This window comes from Gilliamella sp. LMG 34360 (assembly GCF_984568995.1).
Genome location: NZ_OZ474900.1, coordinates 1,700,876 through 1,714,251 on the forward strand (window position 1 = coordinate 1,700,876; position 13,376 = coordinate 1,714,251).

The window sequence follows — 13,376 nt, forward strand, 5'->3', positions numbered from 1 at the left end:
AAATGTATGAAAAATTGGATAACAGTGGGGATATTGTCCACTCTGTGTTTACCTATCCATTCTGTTTGGGCTAAGGACTATCAATTGTCTGGGAAGAATACGACTATTAAAATTTCGGATAGTGACAATCAAAAAAGTATTACTTCCTTAGATTTTATTAATGCTAAAAATAGTGATCAAATCAAGGTGAACACCTTGTTTGAAATTACACTGAGCTCGGGCAAAAAATTGACGGATAAAGATTTTCAATTAAAAACATTAAAACAAAATGATAATAATTTAACGTTAACCTATACTGGTCATGATCTTAATGTTGAAACGTTATTAAATTTGAATGATGATAATCATTTTGCGAGTTTTGAACTGCAAATCACCCCTAAAACTAAATCACTTTCAATGACGGCTATTTCTTTGATGCCATTTCATTCACAAGCACCTTTTGTTTATGGCTCTGTGGTGAGTTCACCCATTATTAGTGATACCTTTTTTATTATTCCCGAAAATCCGCTAACAAACACCGTTGCTTATGAAGGGGGCGTTTCGCAAAAAATTCCTCAGGAAATTCCTTTACAAGCAAATCATACTTTAAGTTATAAAACCTATATCGGTACTTTTGAAACAGGTCAGTTAAGGCGTCATGTTAACCAATTTATTAATTATGTGCGTGAACGCCCTTATGCACCTTATTTACACTATAATTCTTGGCTTGATATTGGTTTTTTTAATCCTTATACCGAAAAAGAAGCATTACTACGCATCGATCAGTATGGAAAAGAATTGGTAGAAAAACGTCATGTTAAGCTTGATGGTTATCTATTTGATGATGGTTGGGATAACTTAAAAGGTAACTGGGGATTTGGCAGCAATTTTCCTGACGAATTTAATAAACTAAAAAGTGCTTCAGAAAAATATCATGCTGCATTGGGTATATGGTTGTCACCATGGGGTGGCTATAACAAACCACGAGATACTCGTGTTAAAAATGCATCTGAATTTGGTTATGAAACAATGGATGGCAAATTGGCACTATCAGGGCCTAAATATTATGCTAATTTTCATAAACGTATTATTGAGTTAATTAATCAGCAAAATATCAGTATGTTTAAACTTGATGGCACAGGTAATGCTGATAAGGTTATTGCAGGTAGTGAATTCACCAGTGATTTTGATGCTGCTATACATCTCATTAAAGATATGCGCAGTGCTAATCCTAATTTGTATGTCAATCTAACAACAGGTACACAAGCCACACCATCTTGGTTGTTTTATGCTGATTCCATCTGGCGGGGAGGAGATGATGTTAACTACTATGGCCCAGGTACAAAAGTTCAGCAATGGTTGACTTATCGTGATGCGGAAACTTATCGTTCAATTATTATGAAAGGTCCTTTATTTCCATTAAATTCGTTAATGTTACATGGCATTGTCTATGCTAAACAGGCCAAACATCTACAAAAAGAGAGCGACACTGATTTTGCTGATCAAGTTTGGAGTTATTTTGCAACGGGTACTCAACTGCAAGAAATGTATATAACTCCTGAATTACTTTCAACTACAAATTGGGATACTTTGGCTAAAGCCGCTATCTGGTCGCGTGATAATCAACATGTATTATTTGATACACATTGGATTGGGCAAGATCCTACCAAATTAGCTGTTTATGGTTGGGCAGGTTGGTCAAGTGATAAATCAATTATTACGTTACGTAATCCGTCTGATAAACAGCAAGTTTACTATCTTGATTTACAAAATGATTTAGAACTACCTACCAATGCCGTTCAAAATTTTCAAATCAATATTGATTATATAAGTAAATCTCATGCAGATAAACCAGCCAAAATTGACAAAACTGCAATGATAACATTAGCGCCATTTGAGACAGTGATCATGTCTTTAACGCCTCAGTAATCATAAAACACCTTACCTTACTTTGTTAAGGTAAGGTGTTATCTTTAAGCGAGTAAATAGAGTATTAATTAAGCTTGAAAAATTAGTAATTAAATAATAATAGATACATTAGATTATCAACAATCGTAAATAACAAATTTATATATATCGACAACCTAGAAAAATCCTACAACAATTTGATGACACTCAATAAAGAGTGAACAGCCATTTATATTCTATAAAAAAAGATTGGCTTGAAAATAAAGTGAATAAAATAAAAAACTCACAATTTGCCTATTAAATTGGCAGATTATTCAGTTATCTTTAATCAGACAAGTTAACGTCGGCTTTTCTTCTGGCAAGGTAGATAGCTTTATGATTCTCATTTGCCCACTTGATAAGCGTATTCATTGGTTTTAAAAACGATTGTCCTAAATCTGACAAAGCATATTCAACACGGGGAGGGGCTTCGGCATAAATGGTTCGAATAATATAACCATCTTTTTCGAGTTTTTTTAATGTTCGCGAAAGCATTTGCCGAGAAATATCATTAATTTCTTTATGCAAGACACTAAAACGTATTGTTCGGTTTTCAAGGGTTTTTAAAATTAATAAGCTCCATTGGTCACCGATTCTATCAAGCACATCACGAATCGGACAGGGATGATCAAATTGGATCGACGTATCATCAAATAGTTTGGTCATTTTAACTCTATTTTCTAGTAATAATTAGATAAGTCACACCGATGTGACCTAGTTACATTCAGGTTACTTATTGTTTTAGTTCAATTTTATTGTTAACATTTAATAAGTCTACATTATAGACTAATAAAAATTGATTGCACGGATTTTTGAGTTTAATTGACTATTTAGGAGTGGCTATGAGTATATTAAAAAACAGTATGGTAGCAATATCATTATTATTTATAACAACTGGTGCAATTGCCAATGAAAAACCAACTTCTGATATTGCCCAAGAAGAAAATAATAAAACATTGGTCGTTAATTTTTATAATGATTTCTTTAATAAACATCAAATCAACGAAGCGTTAAACATTCTCACTGAAGATTATAAACAGCATAATCCATATGTACCAGATGGTCGAGCACCATTTATTACCTACTTTTCCGCATTTTTTAAAGAACATCCTCAATCCAGTGCGCAAATTGTTCGTACTGCTGTAGATGGAGATCTTGTTTGGCTTCATGTTCACTCTAAAGAAAATGAAAAAGATCTGGGTAAAGCGGTACTGGATATATTTCGAGTCAAAGACGGTAAAATTGTTGAACACTGGGATATCATTCAAAATGTGCCAACAACTGCTGCATATTCTAATACCATGTTTTAACGAGTATTCGCTTTTAACCAATATTATTTTAAAAGATACGATGTGTTAATTAATACGGCGTCTTAGCAAATGTCCAATTTAAATAAAAGCACTTAATGAGTGCTTTTACTTATTATTCTTTCAATCTTTAATTGTTTCAACTACCTCAATTTTCACTATTTAACATTTTTAGCGTATACAGAAAATAAAATTTATTGGCTGGATTTATAAAAACATTATCCCTTCATATGTATCAGACTGAAACAACAATAGTGAAAGCTTCTATATTTTTCTTTTCATTTTTTACTAAACCCAATATACTTGCCAGCCTATTAATTGATAATAATTATCATTATTAATTGCGTGGTTAATATTCAATAATTATCTATCACTTAACATATTGATTAATATTATGGAAGGAATCAGATATGAAACATAAAAAGGCAGGCCTATTATTACTCTTTATGAGTTGCTCTCTCCACGCTGAATCATTGATAGGTGAGAACCTCACGTCTGATAAGGATGATAAGCAACAAAAAGTCACCGATAAATCTAACTCACCGAATTTAGTGAAAAATAACGCTCAAAATGATGATATTGATGATGTTATAACCGTTATTGCTCGGTCGGATTCTCAAGATGAACTGAAAAAGATTAACAGTGTTATTGCTGGTCGTTCTACATTATCTTCAAGACTAATTGAACAAAAACAAGCCGACAATGTGGCAGAATTACTCAATACATTACCCGGGGTCAGTTTTGCGGGATCAGTAAGACCAGGCGGACAAACTTTAAATATATGGGGATTTGGTAAAGTTGAAGATGTCAAAATTATTGTTGATGGTGCGCAAAAAGGCTTTCAAAAGTATCAACAAGGTTCAGTGTTTGTTGAACCTGAATTACTTAAACAAGTGGAAGTTAATAAGGGTCCACACGATGTAAAGTTTGGTAATGGTGGCTTTGGTGGTGTGGTCAAAATGGAAACGAAAGATGCAATAGATTTGCTTGATCCTGACCAATATGTAGGTGCTTTGGTGAAATACAGTTTCCATTCTAATAATCATCAAAATATGGTGACGAGTGCCGTTTATGGACGAACGCAAGATGATATGTTTGATGGGCTGGTTTATTACACCAATCGCAATAGTGGTAATTTTAAGCGACCAGACGGCTCCAGATTTGTCTTTTCAGAAGATGATATGGATACTTATATGGCTAAGTTAAATTTTAGACCCAATGAAGAACATACGTTTACCGTTTCGGGTATTCGTTCTAAGCGTGATTCATGGCAACCATGGGCAGCTAAATATGTCGAAAAAATGACGCCCCCAACAGCTGCTCAAATTAAAAAATATGGTTATAAAGCTGCGTGGTTAAGAAAGTTAGTCAAACGCGATCAAACCGATGAATCAGCCCAATTTAAATGGAATTATCAACCAACTTATAACCCATTTATTAATTTTACTTTGCATACCACTTATTCTAAAACCAAACAGCATGATACCCGTCCGAGTAAATATAATCCCGTTTCATCTTTGGGTACTATGGGTAATGAAAGTTGGGTTAGCTATACGGATAAAACCGTTGAACTTGAAAATATCAGTATTTTTTCTACCGGACCGATTGATAATGCTTTAAAAATCGGTGCGCAAGTACATTTACACGACCGTGATACCCTGATGTATTATAAGGGTTATGAAAAGAAACCTAACTATAATAATGGTTATTTTCAACCTGCTTATATGCCATCAGGTAAACAACAGAATTATAGTTTTTATATCCAAGATGAGCTTTCTATTGATACTTTTGTTCTAACACCATCACTTCGTTATGATTATGTTCGTAATCATGGTAAGCAAAATTATGCTTCAGCCTACAATGACCCAGATCCTCGTTTTGGTCATGACTATTCACCCGTGAATTATTCTGGTTGGACACCAAGATTTGGAGCCTATTGGCAAACAACACAAAATATCGGATTTTTTAGCGATATTAGTTATGCTTGGCAAGCTCCGACAATTGATGAAACATATGAAGTGCAATTTACCCCTAAAAATGGTGGTTCAGGTAAAATCAGTGCCACAAGTCGTAATTTAAAAAAAGAGCGTAACTTGTCAATTCGGGCAGGTAATATTCTCGATTTCAGTAATATATTATTAGAAAATGATAAATTACAAATCAGAAATACGTTATTCAGACAGCAAGTTAAAAACGAAATTTTTATTACGCGTGGCTTTGATGGTTCAATTTGTGGACCCGGTAACTCATGTCCGCTTGGTCAATCCAATTATCATAATGTTCCGGGTAAACTTGTGATACAAGGTTTTGAATTAGAAGCTTTCTATGATAGCCGATATTGGTTTGCCAGTGCCACTTACTCTATCCAAAAAGGGGAACGTGATTCAACACCGCAGGCAATATGGATGCATAACAAAACTTATGTGGCAACGATTGCTCCGCGCACAGCAACCTTAACCTCTGGTTTTAAAATACCTGAATGGAATGTTCAAGCAGGTTGGAATGCTCAATTTGTGAGAAAACAAGATCGCACAGGTCTTGAAGATAGAAATCATGATGGTATAAAAGATCTGGGCGCTTACGGTTTAGGGCGTTCATCAGGCTATTCAATCCATAATTTATTTGCAACATGGCAACCAACCTTTTTACCGAAAGCGGAAGTTAAGTTAGCTGTTGATAATTTATTTAATAAAGATTATAGACTCTATTTAGGTGAGAATACCTATGGATTAGCGCGTAACTTTAAAGCCAGTTTTTCATATCGATTCTAGTTTGTACATTCAAATTCTGCTAAATAATGAGCAGAATTTGAAAATTGCAATTCATTTTATTGATATCACATTATGCTTTTAAAAATTTTGTTCTCCTTTCAAAAAGGAATGTTTAATTATGGATACGATTTATTTTAATCTTTGAGATAGCCGAAGTTTGACTTTTTTTGCACTTAAAAAAAGCTGGGATCTGATGACTCATTTTTTTAGTTATCTTGATGTGATCAAAGAAGTATCGAATTAAAACGAAGTTAAGCAATAAAATTGGGTAATTTATTTTTTTATGTCACAATGGGATGAATTGATGCAGTTTATCTTCAAAAATCTTTTTTATAAAATGCATGAAATAAGCCATATAAAAGTGTTTATTCATTAACTATTTTATAAAAACAGGATTTTTATATCGTAAAATCGATTTAACTCAAGTCAAATTATCTGCCAACTAAAAAATATCAAGAGGAAAAAGTAAATGACTCAATCAAGACACACAAAAGGTCTGGAAAATATCGAATCATTATATGGTGAAATGGGAGCCAATGGTTTAAAAAATAACGCAAAATTAGCGCCGAAATTCGAAGAATATATTTGTGATTTTGCTTATGGTGATATTTATAGTCGTCAAAGTTTATCCTTGTTACAAAAACAGATCGTCACCATATCTTCGCTTATTACTCAAGGTTGTGTGCCAAAAGAGTTAAAAATGCATATTCATGGTGGCTTAAATGCTGGATTAACGGAAGAACAAATTTTAGATATTTGTGTTCATTGCTTACCTTATGTAGGCTTTCCTCGTGTTACTAGTGCATTAAAAATTGCCCACCAAGCATTTGAAGAAAGAAAACCGAAATAAACCATTCAAAACAGCACACATTAATTTTAATATCACACGTCAATGTGAATGAAATGCCATAAAAATTCCATAAAAATATTTTTTATGGTATCCACAAGGATAATGATTAATAAATAATCTTAATGATTTCCTGATGAGTTAAAGTAAAACATAGCGTTTGGATTGTTTAATCCATATAACCAAAAACAGGGTTCGGCCTAAACTAAATAAAATATAAGAAAACCATAATCCATTATTTCCAAAGACGGGCACAGCAAAGTATTGTGCTATAAACCAAACTAATAACGCCAATAACATTGAGTCGCGTATAGATGAGGTGTAACTGATGCCTGAAAACACGCCATAATAGATTAATCCTCCAGCTGCAACAATAGGGAATACCATTAACCAAGATTGATACTGAAGCGATAGGGTGATAATCTCAGTTTGATTCGTTAATAGTTTTATAATTGCAGTATCAAAGGTTAACCAAATTGCAATCAAAATTATTGGGCAAATAATGCAGGCTTGTAGTGACCATCGTAGAGTTTGATTATAAAGTTGAATATTTTTATTACCTTTAGCTCGACCACTAAAGACGCTTGAAGCATTAGCAAAACCGTCAAATAGATAAGCCATCATGTAATGAATCTGAAATAGAACAGCATTGGCGGCTAATACTTCAGTATTGAATGTTGAACCAATCGAAATAAAGTGGTTAGTTACCGTTAATAAACAGATGGTGCGGATCATTAAATTAGTATTAACTAAAATGACCCCTTTTAACGATTGCCATGACAAAATAGATTTTATATCGATTTTTTGTTTAGTTCTGGGTAAGTACCGGTAGATAAACCAAATACCGACCAAGGTACAACATATTTGAGCAATCAATGTTGCAAAAGCTACTCCTTGAATGTCCCAATGCATCCACCAAACAAAAAGCATCGCCATTATAATATTCAGTAGATTGATAAAGACTTGTAAAAACAGCACGGCTTTTACTTTGGATATCCCCATTAACCAGCCAACTAGGACATAATTAATCAGAACAAAAGGAGCCCCCCAAATTAAAATCGAAAAATAGAGATCCGCATAATGCTGTACATCTTGATTAGGTTGGATGATGTGCATTGAGGCGCAAAAAATCAACTTTTGAAAAATAATAAATATCAAACCTAAAAAAAGAGCAATAAATAAAGGTCTGATAAGAGACGATCTTAATAATAAACAATCATCCAAAGCTTGTGCAGCAAAACCAGTAGTACTGACTCTTAAAAATCCAAATAACCAATAAATGGTATTAAATATTACTGTCCCTATTGCAATACCAGCAATAAAGGCAGGATTAGGCAAATGACCAACTAAAGCCGTATCGACCACACCCAGTAGTGGGGTGGTGATGGTTGACAGAATAAACGGAATAACTAATTTAAGATAATCTTTAAACTGATATTGATGATTCGATGTTGATGAATGGGTCATTTTTAAAAACCTAAAATTGATTCAAGTAACTGTTTAGAATAAGGATTTTTAACTTGACTTAATTGTTCTATTTTATCAATGTATTCAACGATTTCACCTTTATAAAAAAAGGCAATTTTATCACAAAGGTAAGTAATTGTGGTTAGATCATGCGTAATAAAAATACTGGTTAAATTTAGCTGTTTTCGCAAATCGGCAAGTAGTTCTAAAATTTGGGTTTGGACCGAAATATCTAATGAGCTTACTGCTTCATCAAATAAAATAAATTGAGGAGAGCAGGCTATAGCTCTTGCAATGCAGACGCGCTGTAATTGACCACCACTCATTTCATGTGAAAACCGCTCATAAAAAGAGCTGTCTAATCCTACTTGTTCTAACAAAGCATTGATACGCTGCTTTCGATCATTTTTAGCTAACCTTTCATAAATATCAAGCGGTTCAGCAATAATCTGTGCAGCAGTAAAATAGGGGTTAACAGACGCATTATAATCTTGAAATACTGCACTGATATTTTTACGCATGGCGGATTTTTTCCATGCACGAGTACTAATATCTTGCCCATTAAAATAGATTTTGCCACTGTCAGGTTTTTCTAAGCCTAAAATTAGCTTTCCTAATGTACTTTTACCACTACCACTCTCACCAATAATGCCGAGACACTCACCTTGTTTTAAATCGAATGATACTCCTTTAATAACCGCCGTTTTTTTATGGCGAAACAAACCTTGGTTGGGTTGTAGAAAAGACTTTTTAACATTAGTAATTTGTAATAACGGTGGCATTAAACTGTCTCCGAGATGGAATTTAAATGCTTTGCATAAGCAACTGCATTAAATTTATTTAATAATTGCTTGCGAGTATCGATTAGATAACGAGTATATTCATGTTTAGGATGATAAAAAATCTGATCACGACTGCCCGATTCAACAATCTTTCCTTTATTCATCACAATAATCTCATCGGCAATATGATGAATGACACCTAGATCGTGAGAAATAAAGATCATGGTCGTTTTGGTTTTGATCTTTTCAAGCATTTTTAAAATATAAAACTGACTAATTGAATCTAATGCCGTTGTGGGTTCATCGGCAATAATAAGTTCAGGCTCCAGCATTAACGCCATACCGATCATTATGCGCTGTAACATGCCACCACTTAACTGATGCGGGTACTTTTTATAAATCTCTTTGGGTTTTTCGAGCCCTATATTTTCAATCATCGCTATCGTTTTAGCAATAGCATCGTTTTTGTTAATAATGAGATGCGCTTGCAGGGTTTCGACCACTTGCTTACCAATGCAATAAAGTGGATCAAAAGCACTCATTGGGTGTTGTAAAATTATCGAAATGACACTACCACGCATTTGATTCAACGTCTTTTTATTCTGTTTTAATAGATCGAATGCTAAATTAGCATTTTGGGGTTTAAACAGGATTTGCCCAGTCACGCTAAAGTAGGATTCTAATAAGCCGATGATCGCTTTACATGTCAAACTTTTGCCACTGCCACTTTCCCCAACAATGCCTAAGCATTGATGATGATTGACCGTAAACGATATATCATCGAGTAGCTTATCCCCCTTATTAAGGGAAACGGTCAGTTGTTTTACGGATAGCAATGGGCTACTCATACAGTTTTTTCCTTTGGATCTAAAATATCTCGTAAACAATCACCCAACATATTAAATGCTGCCACAACGATTAAAATGGTTATACCCGGAAAGACCATTTGCATCGGGTGCTGTGTCATTACATTTTTTGCTTCACTTAACATTAATCCCCATTCAGCGGTAGGCGCTTGGACGCCTAATCCAATAAAAGACAAAGCCGAGATATTTAAGATTACCCAACCCGTATCTAACGTTGCTAATACAACCAGTTCTGACAGTATATTAGGCAATAAATGACGACAAATGATAAAAGAATGTGGTGCGCCAATGGCTCGTGAAAAAAGAATATAATTTTTTCGACTGTACTTGATCACTGAACTGCGAATCATACGACTGTACCAAGCCCATTTAACGACAATATTAGCAATAATGACGTTTTCAATACCTACGCCTAATACCCCTACAATCGCCAAAATCATCACTTGGCTCGGAAATGAGAGCATAATGTCACAAAGGCGCATTATACATTCGTCAAGTTTTCCTCGCTGATAACCAGAAATAAGACCGATGACACTCCCAACGATTATGGTAATGATCATAGTTAACAGTGATAAGAATAGGGTTGAGCGAATACCGTACAGGAGTCGTGAAAAAATATCTCGACCAAGATGATCACATCCAAGCCAATGGTCACTCGATATTGCAGCATATTTACGGACGATGCGAACTTTATTGGGATCAAACGGTGCAATATAAGGGGCTAATATGCCTAAAATAATCATTGTGGTGATGATGATCAGGCAAATTAACGCCGTTTTATTGTTAATCAGTTTCTTAGTTAGATTCATATGGCACCACCATTATCACGTAATCGAGGATCTAGCCATTGATGAATAACATCTACAATAAAGTTACATACCACAAATAAAATAGCCATAATTAATATATAAGCTTGAATGACCGGATAATCGCGATTCATAATCGCTGCGATACATAAACGACCCAATCCCGGCCAAGAAAATATATATTCAACAACAAAAGAGCCAGCGATTAATTGCGGAATGGTCATGCCTAAGGCGGTGATAGTCGTATGCAGTGAATTAACTAAAACATGTTTAACTATAATCGTTTTTTCTTTCAAACCTCGACAGCGAGCATAAAAGACCGAATAATTATGCATGTTTTCTAACATATTATTACGAATAAAACGGATATATGTTGAGATATAAACAAACGATAAAGTTAAGGTTGGTAGAATCAGATTTTGCCATGTTCCATAACCATTGGTAGGCAGTAAATCTAAATAATTGGCAAACAGCCAAATAAAGAGTAAACCTAACCAATAACTCGGCATTGCCGTGCCAAGAAAAATAATAATACGAACGATATGATCGAAAGCTGAATTAGCAAAAATTGCACATAACACGCCTAAAATTAAACTGATAATCAGGGTAAATGCAAATGACGACATTGCTAAAACTAATGTGGGAATTAAGCTGCGAATTATCTCATCCCAAACGAGCCTGTCTCGATGAATAAACGAACGACCAAAATCAAGATGTAAAACGTCATAGAGCCAAATAAAATATCGTTCCAAAAAAGGCTTATTTAATCCGAGTTCTTGGCGCATACTTTCAATAGCATCAGGGGTTGGCATGATTTCGTTTAAGCGTAATGCAACTTCAGCAGGATCAGAAGGAGCGAGATTGATAAGCAAAAAAGCGATAAAAGAGATACCGAATAATATCGGTATCATCATCGTTAAACGTTTAATAATATAATTTAACATTATTGGTCAATAATATTAGTCTTTTAAAAATACATTTTCTCAAATGGAATATCAAATTGAGAAGGGGCGAACTCAATTCCTTTTAAAGATTTAACCGCAATCGCACGATTACGCTCATAAGTCAGCGGAATATAAACCGCTTCATTATGTAAAGTTTCTAACACATAACGGAATAGATCTTGTCGCTCTTTTTCATCCGTTGAAATTAATGCTTTACTGATACTTGCATCAATTTGTGATTTTTCTTTTAAACCTTGTTGTGCCATGTAATCACCATATACAGGTAGTTTCATCCCTGATAAAAATGATTGTGGATCATATGGCGTACCCCATGAGATATCAAACACCATATCAAAATCACCGGCTTTTTGGCGATCACGATAACCTTGTTCTTCTTCACCATGAATATTAAGCTTTAATCCGACTTGCTCAAATTCATCTTGCATATATTGGGCAATCGTTTTTTGGGAGGCGGTATTACTGTCGTAATATAAGGTAATTTCAAAAGGCTTACCGTCTTTTTGACGATAATCTTGACCTTTAACTTTTACCCAGCCGGCTTTATCAAGTAGGGTTTCGGCTAGTTTAGTGTCATATACATAAGGTTTTAAACCAAGGTTAGCATAAGGAATATTGGTTGCCATTAATGTATCAGCAGGCGCTTCACTGTTATTGAAAATACCCTCTGAGATATCTTTTTTACTGATGATATGTTCAATTGCTTGGCGCACATTCACATCGCTAAGTTGGCTTCGGGTCGTATTCATTAGAACAATTCGGCTTGAAACTGGTTTAGACATTAAGGTTTGAAACTTATCCATGGTAGAAAAACGTTCAAACGAATCAGCATCAACCATATTTTTACCATAAATCAGATCGATTTCGCCTTTTTCCAATGCCATTAGTCGACTTTGATTATCCGCGATAACTTTCATCGTCACTCTTTTTAGGATTGGTTTTGTTCCCCAATAAGTTGGATTTGCGTTAAATACTGCATATTGATCTTTCTTATGATCACCTAAAACATACGGGCCAGTACCAATGTAAGACTTAACCCCATTTTTAGTTTCGCCGTCGATCATAGAGTTAGGTGAAATAAAACGCATTGGACGAGTTACGGCAATCTCAATCATGAAAGGGTAGTAAGGTTCAGAAAGGTTAACTTGTAGCGTATAATCATCTACCGCTTTCACTTCAGTAATTAAGCGCACCATTTCTAACCAAGTGTGACGGACTTTATTTGATAACACGGCATCCCAATTCAGTTTTGCACTGTGCGCATCAAATTTTACGCCGTCACTAAATGTAACATCTTTTCTAAGTTTAAACGTGTAAGTTTTGCCGTCGTTACTGATAGTCCAGCTTTCCGCGAGCCAAGGCGAAAAAGTACCGTCTTCGTTATAGTGAACTAATGATTCATACAACATATTTTGCGCCCACATTTCACCAGAGTATAAATGCGGATTCAAATCACGAATATCACGAAAATTGGCGAAAGTAATATCATCTTTAGCAAAACAGTTAAGACTAAAGCTGCTTAAAATTAGAATGATGAGTATTTTTTTTAAATGAGGGAAATTAAAAGACATACCTATTCCATGAAATAATTATTGTCAGGGGAGGCGGATGATACAACAAATGAGAATGATAATCAATATCA

11 protein-coding genes are annotated in these 13,376 nt (G+C 34.6%); 4 read left to right on the forward strand and 7 right to left on the reverse strand.

Annotated features, from left to right (window positions below; all coding sequences use genetic code 11):
* Positions 1–6: 6 nt before the first annotated feature.
* Positions 7–1,908: an enterotoxin gene (locus AC5LW9_RS07695; RefSeq protein WP_493455579.1), complete on the forward strand. Its 1,902-nt coding sequence runs from the start codon at positions 7–9 to the stop codon at positions 1,906–1,908.
* 303 nt (positions 1,909–2,211) lie between these two features.
* Here AC5LW9_RS07695 and AC5LW9_RS07700 read toward each other — a convergent pair whose 3' ends face one another.
* On the reverse strand, positions 2,212–2,592 hold the full coding sequence (locus tag AC5LW9_RS07700; protein WP_198228354.1) for a winged helix-turn-helix transcriptional regulator: 381 nt from the start codon (positions 2,590–2,592) through the stop codon (positions 2,212–2,214).
* 176 nt (positions 2,593–2,768) lie between these two features.
* Between AC5LW9_RS07700 and AC5LW9_RS07705 the strand changes: the two genes are divergently transcribed.
* From AC5LW9_RS07705 to AC5LW9_RS07715, 3 genes are all read left to right on the forward strand, one after another.
* Positions 2,769–3,236 (forward strand): nuclear transport factor 2 family protein, encoded by a 468-nt coding sequence (locus tag AC5LW9_RS07705; protein WP_493455580.1) that lies wholly within the window; start codon positions 2,769–2,771, stop codon positions 3,234–3,236.
* Between the two features lie 407 nt (positions 3,237–3,643).
* Positions 3,644–6,004: a TonB-dependent hemoglobin/transferrin/lactoferrin family receptor gene (locus AC5LW9_RS07710; protein WP_493455581.1), complete on the forward strand. Its 2,361-nt coding sequence runs from the start codon at positions 3,644–3,646 to the stop codon at positions 6,002–6,004.
* Positions 6,005–6,473: 469 nt separating this feature from the next.
* Complete coding sequence (locus AC5LW9_RS07715) at positions 6,474–6,854, forward strand: carboxymuconolactone decarboxylase family protein (protein ID WP_198228350.1); 381 nt, start codon at positions 6,474–6,476, stop codon at positions 6,852–6,854.
* 138 nt (positions 6,855–6,992) lie between these two features.
* On the opposite strand, the gene AC5LW9_RS07720 is transcribed toward AC5LW9_RS07715, so the two are convergent.
* The 6 genes from AC5LW9_RS07720 to nikA are packed head-to-tail and all read right to left on the reverse strand — an operon-like array spanning position 6,993 to position 13,305.
* On the reverse strand, positions 6,993–8,318 hold the full coding sequence (locus AC5LW9_RS07720) for an MATE family efflux transporter (RefSeq protein WP_493455582.1): 1,326 nt from the start codon (positions 8,316–8,318) through the stop codon (positions 6,993–6,995).
* Between the two features lie 2 nt (positions 8,319–8,320).
* Positions 8,321–9,100: an ABC transporter ATP-binding protein gene (locus AC5LW9_RS07725; protein ID WP_493455583.1), complete on the reverse strand. Its 780-nt coding sequence runs from the start codon at positions 9,098–9,100 to the stop codon at positions 8,321–8,323.
* Positions 9,100–9,948 (reverse strand): ABC transporter ATP-binding protein, encoded by an 849-nt coding sequence (locus AC5LW9_RS07730; RefSeq protein ID WP_493455584.1) that lies wholly within the window; start codon positions 9,946–9,948, stop codon positions 9,100–9,102. Before AC5LW9_RS07730 ends, AC5LW9_RS07725 begins: the two co-directional genes overlap by 1 nt.
* Entirely contained in the window at positions 9,945–10,775 is an 831-nt protein-coding gene (gene opp1C / locus AC5LW9_RS07735) for a nickel/cobalt ABC transporter permease (RefSeq protein ID WP_493455585.1), read from the reverse strand. Before opp1C ends, AC5LW9_RS07730 begins: the two co-directional genes overlap by 4 nt.
* Complete coding sequence (gene opp1B / locus AC5LW9_RS07740; RefSeq protein ID WP_493455586.1) at positions 10,772–11,716, reverse strand: nickel/cobalt ABC transporter permease; 945 nt, start codon at positions 11,714–11,716, stop codon at positions 10,772–10,774. The genes opp1C and opp1B overlap by 4 nt, the downstream gene beginning before the upstream one ends.
* A 23-nt stretch (positions 11,717–11,739) precedes the next feature.
* Positions 11,740–13,305, reverse strand: coding sequence for a nickel ABC transporter substrate-binding protein (nikA, locus tag AC5LW9_RS07745; RefSeq protein WP_493455587.1), 1,566 nt, complete (start codon positions 13,303–13,305; stop codon positions 11,740–11,742).
* Between the last annotated feature and the right edge of the window lie 71 nt (positions 13,306–13,376).